We start from the raw sequence: 16,743 nt of genomic DNA on the forward strand, positions 1-16,743 counted from the left end.
CATGCAACAAGAAATCATCATTAAACGTGAAGGTATTCATCGTATTATTTATACCTTTGTCCATAGCTATAACGGCTTCAAATGGCTTTGTAAAAACGAAGCGGCCTTCCAACAAGAACTAATACTTTTTGTACCTCTATCCGTGTTTGCATTTTGGCAGAATTTTCCAGCTATGCATACCTTATTAGTTATGTTGGGCATGGTGTCAGTACTGCTTGCCGAAATGGTAAATTCCGCAATTGAAGCTGTGGTTGATCGGATAGGGTCGGAGTATCACTCGTTATCTGGCGTAGCTAAGAACATTGGCTCTGCTTTAGTACTATTGAGCATGGTTTGCTCGATGGCTATTTGGGGGACGGTTTTATGGTTGCGTTAATATCAGCACAGAATAATATTTTTTCGAAATTTAAAATTGGCCCTCTTATGCCATTACTTTATTTCGCTTTGATCGATTTAATACTATTGAGTACTTCGCGATTGATGCTTTCGTTATGGCAGAGTGAGCGTGCGTTTGCTTCTGTTGACTATGGCCAAATTTTTCTCGGTGGTTTTCGCATTGATATTTCGTCAGTGTGTTATTTGCTAATACCAGCATTATTGCTGATATTGCTGGCTACATTGCTAAAAGTAACTGACCACCTTCGCGTGCCTCTAAAAGTTTACTTAGTAGGTGGCAGCATGTTGTTTTTGTTCTTTGAACTGATTACTCCCACGTTTATTCTTGAATATGACTTGCGTCCAAACCGATTGTTTATCGATTATCTGGTCTACCCAAAAGAAGTCTTTTCGATGTTGATTTCGGGTTACAAAATCGAAATTTTGGTCACCGTAGCAGGGCTATTCATCGCAGCCCGATTGTTAAGTAAAATGTTCGATATAGTTTGGCCTACAGAGACCAAAGGAGCGCTCTTACAGCAAGTGACGATTCAACTTGCTGTTGCTTGCCTTCTTATTCTAGGTGCTCGTGGTACGTTGGAGCACCGCCCGATAAACCCTGCATTTGTGGCATTTTCAACGGATCACTTGTTAAATGATCTCAGCTTAAATTCTGCTTATTCAGTAGCATTTGCGTGGAAACAAGCAAAAAATGAAATGTCGAGTGCTGAATTTTATGGCGCTATAGAGAAAGATGAGCTGCTTGATCAAGTTCGTAGCACTTTACAAAATTCACATGCTGATTTCTCTGATCCTCTTGTTCCAACGAAAACGATGCATACCTCTAGTTTTCCCAATCGTAAGAAGAATTTAGTTATTTTGTTGCAAGAGAGCTTGGGGGCGAGATACGTAGGAAAATTGGGAGGATTACCACTGACTCCTAACCTGGACAAAATTATGGATGAGGGATGGAACTTTACCCGCTTATACGCGACGGGTACGCGTTCTGTCAGAGGGATTGAAGCTGTTGTGACTGGCTTTACCCCAACCCCGGCACGCTCTGTTGTTAAGTTAGGTAAATCTCAGCAAAACTTTTTTACTTTAGCCAGTTTTCTTGGTGAGCAGGGATATCACACACAGTTCATTTACGGTGGCGAAGCGCATTTCGACAATATGAAGACATTCTTTTTAGGTAATGGTTTTCAAGATATTGTTCAAGGTAGTGATTTCGACAAAATAGATTTTAACGGTTCTTGGGGCGCATCTGATGAAGATTTATATGCTCAAGCGGATAAAGAGTTCGTCGAGCTACATAAACAAAGTAAGCCATTCTTTAGTCTTGTATTTACGTCGTCAAATCATTCTCCGTACGATTATCCAGATGGCAAAATTTCACAGTACGACAGTCAAAAACAAACTCGTAACAATGCCGCTAAATACTCTGATTATGCTTTGGGAAAATTTGTTGAAAAGGCACAACAATCTGAATACTGGAAAGATACGATATTCGTAGTCGTTGCTGATCATGACTCCCGTGTGTCTGGTGCGAATTTAGTCCCCGTTGGTCACTTCCATATTCCTGCTGTTATTTTTGGCAACGATGTGGAGCATAGAGAGGATGCTCGGCTAGCAAGTCAGATTGATCTTGCCCCAACACTACTGTCAGTGATAGGAGCTTCTGGTGAACACCCAATGGTGGGTAACGACTTCACTAAGCCATTAGATGATTCTCAATTGAGAGCAATGCTGCAATATGATAAGAACTTTGCGTATATTAAAAATGGTAAGGCAGTAATTTTTCAACCTGATAAAACACCAAGAACTTTCTTGGTAGAAGGTAAACAACTTATAGAGACTCGGCTTGATCAAGCCTTGACCAAGGAAGCGCATGCCTATGCTAATTTTGGTAGTATGGCTTATCAAAAAGGGTGGTATTCTATGTCGATAAATAATAGTGAAAGTAAAGGCCGTTGAAATAGTGCCCCATTTATGGCCCGAACAAAAGCTTCGAGTCAAATTGCTTAAAAAGGCCATTCCTATCAATATATCGTATCTATACGAGTAATCATGATCTGTGCGAGTATTTTAGGTTTATCAAGATCTCTGAGAATTAAGCATATAACTATCCGTTATGCATAAGATAAAGAATGAGTTGATATGAAAAAAGTGTTAATAGTTGAAGACAATAGGGAAGTTGCTGGGATCTTGTTTGACTACTTTGAAAGTGGAGAAGTTGAACTTGATTATGCCGACAATGGAGAACTCGGTCTTAAACTCGCTTTAGAAATTGAGTTTGATGCCATCATTCTAGATCTTATGCTTCCACGCATGGACGGTTTAACGGTTTGCGAGAAGCTTAGAGATGCTGGGAACGAAACTCCAGTGCTGATGTTAACTGCATTGGATAGTCGGAATGATATGTTAAATGGCTTTAAATATAGAGCAGACGATTACTTAACTAAACCGTTCGATCTCGACATTCTAGCCGCTCGATTAGAAGCGTTAATCAAACGCTACCGACGCACAGTGACAGAAACGCAATTAATGTTTGGTAACTTATATATCGATCAGAAGACCCATAAAGCTTATCGTGAAGGTATTGCGCTTAATTTAAACCCAACGGCTTACTCAATACTAGAGTTTCTTTGCCTACGTGCTCCTGATGTTGTCACGCGTAATGAGATTACCAATATGCTTTGGCAAGACAATGAACCTAGTAATGACATATTGCGCAGTCATATCTATCAGTTGCGAGTTCAATTAGATAAGCCATTTGCTACCTCCATGTTGATTACGGTTCCCAAAGTTGGTTTTCGATTGGAGAAAGCATAGTGAAGCAATCTGGTGTAACCAGCACTCGCACCTTAACGAATCAATTGAGGATATTTTTTACGATTGTCGCTCTTGTCATGGGACTAGTCAGCTACATTATATTTTTTGCTGTCTTACATTGGTCTGAAGATAAAGTTGGGGAGCGTCGCATTGAACTAGATAAGAATGAGGCAATACAGCGATTTATGGATGGAGAAAATGGAGAAATCTCCATAGACGTTCTCACTCATGCCTATAATGATATTAGTTTGGTTCCTTCAAGGTTCCATAAGTACTTTAAAGGCGGAGATTCTTATGTTGGTGAAGTCGGATATGGAACCGAATCACTCATGCTTTACTTTGGTTACTACACAAATAATGGAGAAAGAAAACCCGTTATATTGTTATCTGATATCAATCAAATTGAATTTGGTGAATATGACATAGTGTATGCCAGTCTTATAGTGGTCACTAGTATTGCTGGGCTACTGCTCGTCTTTGGATTATTGTTGAATCGTTTAACACAACGCCTGATAACTCCTATTAATCATTTGATAGAACAATTAACCGAACAAAGCGGTAATAGCGCCCATGTATTTTATATTCCTACAGGTGGTGCCAGTGAGTTTCAGATTTTAGCAGATCAGCTTAATCAATATCGGCATGATATTCATAGTTTGTTAAAGCGTGAACAGGCATTTGCCCGCTATGCCAGCCATGAATTGAGAACCCCCTTAACCATTGTGAAAGGCGCAAGTAAATTGCTAGAGCGAAAGGTGTCAGAAGAATTTCAAAAGAGACAGGTGGTTCGTATCAATGAAGCTACATTACAGATGACCACGATGGTTGATGCATTGTTAGGGCTTGTGCGCTATGAGCGTAGTGAAGATGAAACCGTTGAAAGAAAGGTAAGCAAAGACGAATTTGAGAACATCATTGAACTCAACAGTGCTCAAACAAAAGATAAAAATATCGATGTTGAACTGACTTTCCTCCAAAGCCCATCGATTAAGGCTGCGCCAGCCGTGCTTAACATGGTCGTAGGAAACTTATTGAAGAACGCAATCGCCGCAACTCCGGAGGGAACAATAACTCTAGAAGTATCCGTAGACTCATTTGCTATTAGGGATAATGGTTCGGGTTTAAATGAAGCATCTAACCAAGATGGACATGGGTTAGGATTACTCATCGTTGAAGATTTATGTCGCAGATATCATTGGATCTTCTCAATTAGTAACCGCTCTACTTCGGGTTGTGAAGCATTAATAACTTTTCAGTAATCTTTTTTGTTCACGGCTAGAATGTTTGGTTTGTAGAGTATCAATTTAAATTATCCGTATTTTGCTAATTTAAATTGATACTCTAAGAAGCTTCTGTCCATTTCCAAGTTAGTTCAATAATATTATCGACCGTTCGTCATTTTGCTTTTGAGCCTACGAGTTCCAGCAACCGCTTTTTCTTGACAACCAGCAAGTGTTAATAGACTATTTACCGTGTTTAGTAGAATTTAAGAGTTTGTGATGCAACAAAGAATGCGCACAGTTTGGGTAACAATATTGACGTTAGTAGCCTTTATGCTTTCTAGCGCAGTAAGTAGTGCCCCTCTTATGCCTCTGCAAATGCTTACTGAAAGTCATGGCACTATGTCTATGCATATGGCCGAATCACATTGCGTCACTGCTAATGACATTGTGGTTGATAACGCTCAAGAGTGTTGTAGTGAAGACAGTGTGATGTCAGATCACCAGTGTTGTTACACTAGCTGTGTCACCAGTTATTCTATTATCAGCTCTCCTGCCTACGAATTATCACAAACCCCAGATCTTGTCCTCATTTCGAAAGAATCAAGAAGTCGCGTTAGCTCTATCGCCAGCGCTTTATTTCGGCCCCCCATCGTTTAAATTCCAATTGGTGACATAAGGTCATCGTTTTCGTTTCACGCGGTTTTCCCGTGTGACTTATTCTATTTGCAAACTATTGGTTTCGGCTAACTGTTTGCATCAGTAAACGATTGGAATTCAAAGTGAACATTAAACCAATTGCGTTAGCACTTGCATTGAATGCCGTGCTGACACCTTCCTATGCCAGTGAAGGTCAATTTACTCTAAGTAACATTATTGAGCTCGCGGTGTCCCGTGATCAGGGACTCGTTCAGCTTAACTCACAAGCCTTATCGCTTAAGGAAACTGGTGTTGCCAGCGCAACCTTGATGGATCCAAAGGTAAAGTTTGGTGTAGGTGGCCTGCCTGTCGACAGTTTTCAATTCGATGACGATGCCATGACCAATATCTCTGTTGGGCTGTCTCAGCAGTTCAGCCGTGGCGCGACGCTTGATTTATCCAAAAAGCAATATGAGCAACAGGCTCAGGTCGTCAGTTATCAGGCGGAGCTGCGAAAACTTGATATCGCAAAAAGCATTACGCAACTGTGGATAGAGCTTAGATATCTGATCCGGGCAAATGAGCTTACCGAAGAAATGCGTGAACTCATGCTAGAAATGACCCAGTTCATTGAGACCAACTACTCTCTCGGTAAAAGCGAGACGCAAGACTTGCTTTATGCGGAGCTTCAGGTCAGTCAACTCGATGAGAAACTCCAGAAAAATCGGCAAATGCAGCAGCGTGTTCGTGCACAACTCTCTGAGTGGGTAGAAGCCGAATATGTTCGTCAGATAGATGTGAGTAATGCTAAAAGCACTCAATGGAGCTCCCTCGTTGAACTGGACAAAACACTGCAGTCAGGTGGAACGGAATTTTATGATTTGCTGGTTTCCCATCCGAAAGTCAAAGCCGCGGAACAAAATATTCAACGTAAAGAAACTCAAGTGTCTATCGCTGAGCAGTCTTACACGCCTCAATTTGGTGTTGAAGTAGCGTATGCCTACAGACAAGCAAACGGAATGAATGGTCAGCCAGCATCGGATTTAGTCAGCGCGTATCTGACCATGGACATTCCTTTATTCACCGATAAAAAACAGGACCGAAAATACGCCGCTGCTCAACATCAGGCAGGTGCGGCTAAGTCGCAAAAAGACCTTCTTTTAGTTCAGATGAATGCTAGAGCAAACACGCTTATTTCGGATAAACACAATCTGGAGGAACGTATTCAACGTTATCAAAACGTATTGGTTAAACAAGCAAAAGAGCGTACTAAGGCGACCGAACGGGGGTACGAAAATAACACGGTTCAGTTTAGTGAGCTTATTACTGCGCTAAGAGATGAATTGATGATTGCAAAAGAAGAAGCTCGGTTAGTTGCTGATCTCAATAATACCCAAAATGAACTTGCTTATGTACTTAATCAGTATGACCAAAATGTCACTGAACTCAGCGCAGCTTATGACTTAGAGGATAATAAATTATGAAATCACTCCCTATTGCAACCCTAGCACTGCTGATCGGTGGTGTGATTGGTTTTACCGGGAATCAATACTTATTGGGAAGTCATGAGATGGCATCAAGTTCAGCGATGAGCTCGGATGCCAAGGAACCTCTTTATTGGGTCGCACCAATGGATCCCAACTATCGTAGAGACGAACCCGGTCAATCTCCGATGGGAATGGATCTTATCCCTGTCTATGAAGAGGACTCAGGGGGCAACCTGAAAAAAGGAACGGTCAAGATTGACCCAGCCGTTGAAAATAACCTTGGGGTAAAAACTGCTAATGCCTCTCAAAATAAATTGCTACCGAAAATTGATACTGTCGGATACATCAACTTTGACGAAAGCCGCTTATGGCAAACCAACAGTCGAGTCAGTGGTTGGGTCGAAACATTGGATGTGAACACGGTTGGTGAGCAGGTATCAAAAGGTGACGTGCTATTTACTCTTTATTCTCCAGAATTGGTGAAAGCACAAGAAGAATTACTCAATGCTTATCGCTCTGGTCGTAAAGGTTTGGTTAATGGCGCTCAAGAGCGTTTGATCGCCTTAGGGTTAGATAAAAGTCAAATTAATCAAATTGTTAAAAAAGGTCGTGCTGATCAGAATGTTGCGATAAAAGCGCCAGACGATGGCGTAATTGCTCAGCTGAATATTCGAGAAGGGAGCTATATTTCTCCAGCCCAAACCGTGATAAGCGCTGGGCCGTTAGATGAGGTGTGGGTAGATGTGGAGGTGTTTGAGCGTCAGTCTCATTGGATCAATGTAGGGAGTAACGCCAACATGGTTTTAAGCGCCTTACCGGGGCGAAACTGGGAAGGGAACGTCGATTTCATCTATCCCATTCTTGATGCAAAAACACGAACTCTGAGAGTACGTTTAAAGTTCGTAAACGAGGATGGTGCGCTTAAACCAAACATGTTTGCCAGTGTGACTCTTCAGGCTGAATCCGATGAGTCAGTGCTGACTATTCCAAGAGAATCAGTTATTCGCTCAGGAGGAATGACTCGAGTAGTATTATCTGAAGGGGAAGGAAAATACCGCTCTGCGCGAATTGAAGTAGGTAGAGAAGCGGGGGAGTTCATCGAAGTCTTGGCTGGGCTTGTAGAGGGAGATAGTGTTGTCACGTCTGCTCAGTTTATGCTCGACTCTGAGTCCAGTCAGAGCGCCGAACTTGAACGGGTCAATGGAGTCGATGCTGAAAATCCAAGCGTCTGGGCTAAAGGTCAGATCACCGACATGATGGTCGGACATCGGATGGCAACGATTAATCATCAGCCCGTTGAAGAATGGCAATGGCCGGGCATGGTCATGAACTTTACTTTTGCTGAAGGGCTCGATATTGAAACTGTTCAGTCGGGCCAGTCTATTGAGTTCGAAATTCAGAAAACCGACTCTGGTCAATATGAAATACTGGATTTTACAGTCGATGATTCTGTGGTTGCCAATGAATTATGGGTTAATGGTGAGATCAGTATGCTTATGGCCGACTTCGATATGCTGACAGTAAGTCATGAGCCTGTAGTGGAATGGAGCTGGCAAGCGGGTGAAATGAACTTTTCTGTTGATCACGAAGTTGATTTATCCCCCTTTTCTGAAGGGCAAATGGTTCGTTTTCTAATTGATAAATCGGGCAATGAACCCAAGCTAACCGCTTTAGAATTGGTAGGAGGTAAACAATGATTCCTGCCATTATAAGGTGGTCGCTAAACAATCGCTTTATTGTTTTAGTTTTTACGGTGTTTTTGGTGTTTGCTGGTTTGTTTAGTGTTAAAAATACACCTGTTGATGCTCTGCCAGATCTTTCTGATGTTCAGGTCATCATCAAAACAAATTATCCAGGACAAGCCCCCCAAGTTGTTGAAGATCAAGTCACCTATCCACTGACTACGGCGATGCTGGCTGTGCCGGGAGCAGAAACGGTGAGAGGTTATTCTTTTTTTGGAGACTCCTATGTATACATCATCTTCAATGATGACACGGATATGTATTGGGCCCGTTCTAGAGTACTGGAATATCTAAGCCAAGTTACCCCGAACCTTCCCGCCAATGCTAAGCCCACACTAGGGCCAGATGCTACTGGTGTGGGTTGGGTATACAGTTATGTTCTACAAGATAAAACGGGTCAGCATGATCTGTCTGAACTCCGCAGTTATCAGGACTGGTTCTTAAAATACGAGTTACAAACGGTTGAGGGCGTTTCTGAAGTTGCTACTGTCGGTGGGATGGTCAAGCAGTATCAGGTACAAATCGATCCAGCCAGATTACGTGCCTACGACTTGACGCTTCAGCAGGTAAACAATGCGATTAAGATGGGAAACCAGGAGACTGGTGCATCGGTAATCGAAGTTGCAGAGGCCGAACATATGGTCCGAACAACAGGGTATTTATCTGGGATCGAAGATATCAAGGCGCTTCCACTCAAGGTGACGGAAAAGGGGACTCCCTTATTGTTGGGTGATATTGCTGATATTAACTTAGGTCCACAAATGCGTCGTGGTATCTCTGAGTTTAATGGCGAAGGAGAAGCCGTCGGAGGTGTTATCGTGATGCGTTTTGGTGAAAACGCTAGTTCAGTCATTGCCAACGTAAAACAGAAACTCTCCGAACTGCAGTCAAGCTTGCCAGAAGGCGTAGAGATCGTGGCGACGTATGATCGTTCCACGCTTATCGATAAGGCGGTAGAAAATCTATGGGAGAAGCTGGCTGAAGAATTTATTGTCGTTGCCATTGTATGCGCTCTCTTCCTGTTCCATATTCGTTCCTCGTTAGTCATTGCGCTCAGCTTGCCTGTCGGTATTTTGTCTGCGTTTATCGTGATGCATTGGCAGGGTATCAATGCCAATATTATGTCACTTGGTGGTATCGCTATCGCCATTGGAGCGATGGTTGATGGTGCTATTGTCATGATTGAAAATGTACATAAGCACATCGAGCGAACGCCATTAACCGATAAAAATCGATGGCAGGTGATTGGCAAAGCGGCGGAAGAAGTGGGCGCTCCCTTATTTTTCTCGCTGCTGATCATTACGCTAAGCTTCGTTCCGGTTTTCGCGCTAGAAGGGCAAGAAGGGAAAATGTTCTCGCCACTGGCGTTTACGAAAACCTACGCAATGGCTGCTGCTGCTGGATTGTCGATCACTCTAGTTCCCGTGTTAATGGGGTATCTCGTTCGAGGTAACATTCTACCTGAGCACAAGAATCCAGTGAATCGTCTTCTTATTGCCATGTACAAACCGGTATTGAATGTCAGTCTTAAGTTTCCAAAGACTATGGTGGTAATCGCTCTCGCTTTGATGTCATCGGCGTATGTTCCGATTACTAAAATGGGTAGCGAATTTATCCCTCCATTAGATGAAGGGGACTTGATGTACATGCCAACCACCTACCCTGGCATCTCAATTGGTAAGGCTCGTGAGCTTTTGCAACAAACCAATAAACTGATTAAGACAGTCCCCGAAGTGGAGAGTGTCTGGGGCAAAGTAGGACGAGCTGAAAGCGCAACCGATCCGGCACCACTCACCATGATTGAAACTGTCATTCAATTTAAACCTAAGGAGGAGTGGCGCGCAGGAGTGACAACGAAATCCTTACGGAAAGAGTTTGGCAGTTTGATCCAGTTTCCCGGTTTAACGAATGCTTGGGTCATGCCGATTAAAACTCGTATCGATATGCTGTCGACAGGTATTAAAACGCCGATCGGGATAAAAATAGCAGGTTCGGACCTTAACGTGATTGAACAAATTGGTTTAGAGCTGGAGCCGATTCTCAATAATATTGAAGGTACTGCGTCGGTCTATGCCGAGCGTGTAGCTGGCGGTCGCTATGTCACCATTGATATTCAACGCAAGCAAGCCGCTCGTTATGGTCTGAGTGTGAACCAAGTCCAGCAAGTCATCTCAACCGCGATTGGTGGCATGAATGTTGGAGAGACAACAGAAGGGTTGGAGCGTTATCCGATCAATGTTCGCTATCCCCAGATATATCGAGATTCTTTAGAGAAACTTCAAAGCCTTCCTCTTGTTACGCCAAGTGGAGCCAGAATTGCACTCGCGGATGTTGCAGATGTGCGTTTTGAAGATGGGCCACCGATGATTAAAACTGAAAATGCGCGCCCGAACGGTTGGGTATTTGTTGATATTGCTGACCGAGATCTAGGGTCTTATGTGTCTGAAGCCAGACAAGCAGTATCTGAACAATTGGTTTTACCGCCTGGTTACTCCCTTGCTTGGTCTGGGCAATATGAATACATGGAGAGAGCGAAGGCGCGGCTAAGTGTTGTCACTCCCGTCACTATAGCAATCATTATGTTGCTTTTGTATTTCAGCTTTAGACGTGTTGGTGAAGTGATGATCATCATGCTCACTCTGCCTTTGGCTATGGTTGGCGGGCTCTGGTTGATGCACTACCTCAACTACAACTTCTCCATAGCGGTGGGTGTGGGCTTTATTGCCTTATCTGGTGTTGCGGTAGAGATAGGCGTCATTATGTTGGTGTACCTCAATCAAGCATGGCACCACCGAAAACTTGGCTTGCTAGAAGATAAGCAGCCTTTGACGTCACAAGACTTAAAAGAGTCGATCGTTGAAGGTGCAGGGCTCCGTGTCCGCCCGATTATGATGACGGTTCTTACGGTCATTATCGGTTTAATTCCGATTATGCAAGGCTCCGGAACAGGCTCTGAAGTGATGCAACGTATCGCAGCACCGATGATTGGGGGAATGGCTTCGGCCATCGTACTCACCCTGCTGGTTCTTCCAGCCATCTTTAAGCTCTGGAAACAGCGCGAAGTTAACAAGCAATAACGAACAACATACAACATGCGCCTGATCGCCGGCACAAAATTAACGAATACAAAACTGAGGTTTATTATGAAAAAGACATTAATCACTCTAGCACTCGTAACACTTTCTAGCACTGCGATTGCTGATGAAAAGCACAACCACTCTGAAATGAGCGACATGAAAATGGATCATGCAGGTATGTCTATGGAAGGAATGTCTGATGTCGGTATGCCGGCTATGGGTGCTAAGCCAGATAAGGTCGTTCATGTTCTATTGTCAGATGATAAGAGAATCCGCTTTAAGAAAGAGGTAAAGATTGAGTCCAATGATGTGGTTCAGTTTGTCATCATGAATACAGGTTCGATTGAACATCTATTTTCTATTGGCAGTTCAGCGGAGCACGTCAAGCTTCGTGAAATGATGAAAAACATGAATGCTCATGACAGTGATGGCTCTGTTGTCGTTAAACCGGGAAAAGCGAGACAGTTACTATGGCATTTCCACGGCGATAAAAACGTAGAGTTGGCATGCGATTTACCTGGTCATGCCGAAGCGGGTATGGTGAAAAAAATCACACTTTGATAATGAAAGCCCCAGAAGGCTTCTTTGGGGCTTTTATACAGACATACGGCTACATATTGCCAAAGTCAGGACTGAATTTTTAAGTGACTACTTAGACTTAGCTTTCTCTGAGTTAATGATAAATAAATACGTGAAACACGAGGATAATTTATGAACATCCACATAAAAACATTAGTTTTATCAGCGATGATACTGAACACATCTGTTTTTGCTAAATCATCGATTGAATTATACAAATCACCTTCCTGTGGCTGCTGCACAGAATGGGCAAACATCATGAAAGATAAAGGGTATGAAGTTAACATTCATCACCAACGTGACTGGACGTCGGTCAAGCAAGAGTTTGGCATGCCGAGTCAATTGGTTTCGTGTCATTCCGCCGTCATTGATGGCTATATGATCGAAGGTCATGTTCCCGAAGCAGATCTTGCAAAATTATTAGCTGAACGGCCAGATAATATTTCAGGGTTATCAGCACCTGGTATGCCTCAGCACTCTCCTGGTATGGCTCCTGCGGGTCAGCCTTTTAAAGACTTCAACGTTGTCGCCTTTGATAAGGATGGGCAGATGAGTCTATATAACGAGTATTAAAATTTAAAAAGGAGCGTTTATGTTTGAAATTATTCCGAACTGGCACCCAATTTTTGTTCATTTTACTGTAACGTTATTAACTCTCTCGGGCGTCATTCAGTGCATTATTTGGATAAAGGCACCAAGCGATGTTAGTCCGTTATGGTTTACTCGAAAATGGATTCACATCTTAGGTATTTTGGCCATATTCTCAACTGTGCTAACTGGGTATCATGCTTATAACACAGTAACACACGACTCTGTGTCGCACGCCGCGATGTCAAATCACCAACATTGGGCTTTGATTACTTCGTTTGTTTTTGTTTTAGGGGCGACACTGAGTTTAATTTTAAAAAAGAAATACTTATTCCCTATCGGTGTAGTTTTAGTTTTATCGTGGGGGCTAGTCACAGTAACAGCGTATAAGGGTGGCGACCTGGTTTATAGGTATGGTTTAGGAGTACTAAGTTTACCGGAGGCGAACAGTTCAGATCATCATCATGATATGGGGGATGCTACTGACAGCCATTTACATGAAAAAAGAATGGATGAAATGGCTCTAGATGAACCAAACAATGCGCATAAGAATAAGATAGAACAACAATCTATTGAGAATAAAGTTGAGAGTACAGAGCAACATAATCACCATCATAACGATGACCATCACCATTAGGGCTTAAACAGAGCGCTTGTGTTCGATTCCAAGTCGCTCTGTTGCTGGCGGTATCGCTGACGGTCTATTTACCCCAAAACCACCAAATGATAAGTAAAATAGTAACGATCCCTATGATATTTACCAACATGTTAACCTCCAACTTTGGCTTGCTTTGGCACATATAAACGCAGGCGATTCGCGTTAGTGACGACCGTAACCGACGATAAAGACATGGCTGCTCCGGCTATTATCGGGCTGAGAAGCCAGCCGGTAAATGGGAAGAGTAACCCAGCCGCAATAGGGATCCCTAAGCTGTTATATAAAAATGCTCCCAACAAGTTTTGTTTGATGTTTTTCATGGTTGCGCTGCTAATATCGATCACATCAGACACTCCATGCAAAGAGCTTCTCATTAAGGTGATATCAGCGCTTTCAATCGCCACATCTGTGCCACTGCCGATGGCAAAGCCGACATCGGATTGAGCAAGTGCAGGAGCGTCATTAATGCCATCACCGACCATCCCGACGACCTTTCCTTTATTCTGTAGTTCTTTGATCCAACGGAGTTTGTCTTCGGGCATCAATCCTGCGTAGAACTCGTCGATGTTCGCAAGACTGGCGACGGATTTTGCTGTGTTTTCATTGTCACCGGTGAGCATTACGACACGAATCCCTTGTTCATGGAAGCGCTGAATCGCACGTTGTGCATCCTCTCGAATTGGGTCGCTGATACCGAACAAAGCTTTTATGGTGTTATCTATTGCAAAGTACACCACTGTATTGGCATTTTGCTCCCATAGCATCGCATCTTTAGCCGTATTTTGTATGTCTAGGCCGTATTGACGCATCAGCTTTTTATTTCCTAATAACAACTTTTTACCCTTGTATGAGGCTTTTACACCCATGCCGGTTACAGATTGAAATTCGGATATCTTATGCTCAGTATGAGAAGGTGACTTATGAGTTTGGGCATAACTGGTTAGCGCGTTAGCAAGGGGGTGGTTAGCCCCTTTTTCCAATGCTTCAACCAGAGGTAATACATCATCTTCTGAAAAGGTAGAAAAATGAGTAACTTCAGGTTTACCTTGTGTGATGGTGCCAGTTTTATCTAATACAACGACATCCAATTCACTTGCTCTTTGAAGTGCTTCACCGTTTCGAATTAGTCCACCCATTTCAGCCGCCTTTCCGACACCGATCATTATTGATATTGGTGTGGCCAAACCGAGAGCGCAGGGACACGCGATGATTAGGACGGAAGTTGCGGCAACAACCATATGAATAAGTATGGGTTGCGGTCCAAAGTTGTACCAACCTAAGGCGGTAAGAATAGATAAAATCATCACGGTCGGTACAAAGATGGCCGACACTTTATCCGCTAATTGACTAATTGGTGGCTTTGAGTTCTGAGCATTCGAGACCATGTTGATAATGTGAGCTAGAACGGTATCGCTGCCAACGTTCTGAGCTTCAAAGACGAAGCTACCTTGGTTGTTAATGGTGCCTGCCGATACTTTACTGCCCAGTTTTTTTTCTACTGGGATTGGTTCACCGGTTAACATCGATTCATCGATTGTCGTTTGGCCTTCGATCAGAACACCATCGACAGGAATCTTTTCACCTGCTCTGACTCGAATCTTGTCACCAACGATGACCTGTTCAATTGGAAGTGAAACTTCTTGTCCTTCTCGAATGACGATGGCCGTTTTTACTCGTAAAGCAAGTAAACGTGCGATGGCCTGTGATGTTCTTCCTCTGGCTTTAAGTTCTAGCGCTTGGCCCAAGTTGATTAGGCCGATGATCATTGCGCTTGCTTCAAAGTAGAGATGCCTTGCGCTTTCGGGTAACCACTCAGGTCCGATAACCACTATCATTGAATACAGCCAAGCGGTACCTGTACCCAGTGCGATAAGGGTATCCATGTTGGCATTTCGGTTCTGAGATGCTTTCCATGCACCAGTGAAAAAGTGTTTACCTGCTTTTAGTAATATCCAAAAGGTGAGCAGTCCAACGCCAAACCAAATGATTTGTTGTGATGGTGTGTTGACATTCATTGGGCCGCCGATCAGGCCATATCCCATTAATGGAACGCCAAGCCCGAGTCCGATAATGCAGTGCTGTATTTTTGTCAGGTATTCTTTGGCCTCTCGTTCTGTTTTAGCATCACCTGCCACTTCTTCATCGACGATTTCACTGGCATCATAACCAGACGTTTGAATCACCTGAATTAGAGAATCAACTGAATGTTCTGACCGAACGGAGGCGGTGCGGTTGGCAAAATTAATATCAACTGATTCAACACCAGGCAGAGAGTTAAGAGCGGTCTCGATGGTGTTAACGCAACTGGCACACGTAACTCCCATCAATGCTAGATTTACTGAATGGTGAGCGGCGACTTGTGCCTTTTGACGTTCGCTATCTTCAACGTTACCTGCGGTAACTTTAACATTTTCTGGTTGTATGGCTTCGCCGTTATACCCCAAGTCATCCAGAGCTTTTTCGATTTCGACACCACTTAAATGACTGGTGACAACTAGCCTTTGGGCCTCAATGTCTACTGATACATCTGCATTGGCTTCTAAGGCTTTAATTGCGTTTGTTATTTTTTTAGCGCAGCCTTTACAAGCAACGTTCGCGACCGATGTTTCGTATTGATGGCGAGTAAGAATCGCAGCAGAATACCCTGTATTTTCGACCAGCCTGATGGTGTTTTCTGGTGTCAGTGTCGTGATAACATGGGCTTTGGTTTTACTTTCATTTATCGTTAGAGAAACATCAGGATCACTTTCTTTTAATGCAGAAATGATTTTTGCTACACACTTCCCACAACTGACACCTGATAACGTGAGAGAAAATTCTTGTGTTTTCATGATGATTTTTCCTCGGGCTCTTCAGTCAATGGATGCTTATCAGACCAACCTTCTATCAGGCAGCATATGGCTTTTCCGTTTGGGACCATATCGGGTTCATTTTCCCATTCAGCATAAGTTTCTTCCATTAAGACAAGGTGCTTTTCATAATCTAGGATTTTTTGCCTCGTTTCAGATATCTTCTGACTCAACATTTTACGTACTTTTGGGCACGGCGTTTTCCCTTGTTGCGAGTACTCGATGATTTCTTCGATTTGATTTAAGCTAAAGCCAATTTTCCGAGCATGGGTGATAAAACGTAACCTATCTACCGCACTCGGTTGATATATTTTATAGCCATTGTTAGGGTCTTTCTCGGCAGACAGCAGACCCCTTCTGGTATAAAAGCGAACGGTTTCAGCAGTAACGCCCACAACTCTCGCAATTTCCTTTGTTAACATATTTAATTCTCCAGGCCGTGTTGAAGTATCGGATGTAGAATTTATCTGAGGTAATTATCCTAATAAAAAAGCTATAAAAAAAATGATCGCAAACATAATCAGTGTGACCTTTACTAATAGCTTGAGGTTATTGCTTCCCCCATTCGGTGCTTTATTACAACAACCCATAGTACTTTCCTTAATCTCAAGTTGGATTAATTCTACAACCTATTTGTAACACATGGGTCAAGGAGTAGTTTGTTACATTGGCAAAATTACCAGATGATAATTGCCTA

13 protein-coding genes are annotated in these 16,743 nt (G+C 43.0%); 11 read left to right on the top strand and 2 right to left on the bottom strand.

Annotated elements, in window-relative coordinates:
- Nucleotide 1: 1 nt before the first annotated feature.
- From ACXJY6_RS00100 to ACXJY6_RS00150, 11 genes are all read left to right on the top strand, one after another.
- The gene (locus ACXJY6_RS00100) at nt 2-376 is read left to right on the top strand and encodes a diacylglycerol kinase (protein WP_456051080.1); all 375 of its coding nucleotides are present in this window, start codon (nt 2-4) and stop codon (nt 374-376) included.
- Complete coding sequence (locus ACXJY6_RS00105) at nt 364-2,349, top strand: LTA synthase family protein (protein WP_458766696.1); 1,986 nt, start codon at nt 364-366, stop codon at nt 2,347-2,349. Before ACXJY6_RS00100 ends, ACXJY6_RS00105 begins: the two co-directional genes overlap by 13 nt.
- A gap of 183 nt (nt 2,350-2,532) precedes the next feature.
- Entirely contained in the window at nt 2,533-3,207 is a 675-nt protein-coding gene (locus ACXJY6_RS00110; RefSeq protein WP_456051082.1) for a response regulator transcription factor, read from the top strand.
- Complete coding sequence (locus ACXJY6_RS00115) at nt 3,207-4,466, top strand: sensor histidine kinase (RefSeq protein WP_458766699.1); 1,260 nt, start codon at nt 3,207-3,209, stop codon at nt 4,464-4,466. The genes ACXJY6_RS00110 and ACXJY6_RS00115 overlap by 1 nt, the downstream gene beginning before the upstream one ends.
- 240 nt (nt 4,467-4,706) lie before the next feature.
- Nucleotides 4,707-5,087: a hypothetical protein gene (locus ACXJY6_RS00120; protein ID WP_456051084.1), complete on the top strand. Its 381-nt coding sequence runs from the start codon at nt 4,707-4,709 to the stop codon at nt 5,085-5,087.
- A gap of 128 nt (nt 5,088-5,215) precedes the next feature.
- Nucleotides 5,216-6,550 carry a TolC family protein gene (locus ACXJY6_RS00125; RefSeq protein ID WP_456051531.1) on the top strand — a complete coding sequence of 445 codons (1,335 nt, stop codon included), beginning with the start codon at nt 5,216-5,218 and terminating at the stop codon, nt 6,548-6,550.
- Nucleotides 6,547-8,250, top strand: a complete 1,704-nt coding sequence (locus tag ACXJY6_RS00130; protein WP_458766701.1) for an efflux RND transporter periplasmic adaptor subunit — start codon at nt 6,547-6,549, stop codon at nt 8,248-8,250. The genes ACXJY6_RS00125 and ACXJY6_RS00130 overlap by 4 nt, the downstream gene beginning before the upstream one ends.
- Nucleotides 8,247-11,372 carry an efflux RND transporter permease subunit gene (locus tag ACXJY6_RS00135; RefSeq protein ID WP_458766703.1) on the top strand — a complete coding sequence of 1,042 codons (3,126 nt, stop codon included), beginning with the start codon at nt 8,247-8,249 and terminating at the stop codon, nt 11,370-11,372. Before ACXJY6_RS00130 ends, ACXJY6_RS00135 begins: the two co-directional genes overlap by 4 nt.
- Nucleotides 11,373-11,438: 66 nt before the next feature.
- The gene (gene copI / locus ACXJY6_RS00140; protein ID WP_456051087.1) at nt 11,439-11,933 is read left to right on the top strand and encodes a copper-resistant cuproprotein CopI; all 495 of its coding nucleotides are present in this window, start codon (nt 11,439-11,441) and stop codon (nt 11,931-11,933) included.
- Between the two features lie 150 nt (nt 11,934-12,083).
- Complete coding sequence (locus tag ACXJY6_RS00145; RefSeq protein WP_458766704.1) at nt 12,084-12,524, top strand: DUF411 domain-containing protein; 441 nt, start codon at nt 12,084-12,086, stop codon at nt 12,522-12,524.
- 19 nt (nt 12,525-12,543) lie between these two features.
- Nucleotides 12,544-13,176 carry a DUF2231 domain-containing protein gene (locus ACXJY6_RS00150; RefSeq protein WP_456051089.1) on the top strand — a complete coding sequence of 211 codons (633 nt, stop codon included), beginning with the start codon at nt 12,544-12,546 and terminating at the stop codon, nt 13,174-13,176.
- A 131-nt stretch (nt 13,177-13,307) separates the two neighbouring features.
- On the opposite strand, the gene ACXJY6_RS00155 is transcribed toward ACXJY6_RS00150, so the two are convergent.
- Both ACXJY6_RS00155 and ACXJY6_RS00160 read right to left on the bottom strand, forming a co-directional pair.
- Nucleotides 13,308-16,028 (bottom strand): heavy metal translocating P-type ATPase, encoded by a 2,721-nt coding sequence (locus ACXJY6_RS00155; RefSeq protein ID WP_456051090.1) that lies wholly within the window; start codon nt 16,026-16,028, stop codon nt 13,308-13,310.
- Nucleotides 16,025-16,468, bottom strand: a complete 444-nt coding sequence (locus ACXJY6_RS00160) for a MerR family transcriptional regulator (protein ID WP_456051091.1) — start codon at nt 16,466-16,468, stop codon at nt 16,025-16,027. Before ACXJY6_RS00160 ends, ACXJY6_RS00155 begins: the two co-directional genes overlap by 4 nt.
- Nucleotides 16,469-16,743 lie beyond the last annotated feature (275 nt).

Source organism: Vibrio phycocola, assembly GCF_054404255.1.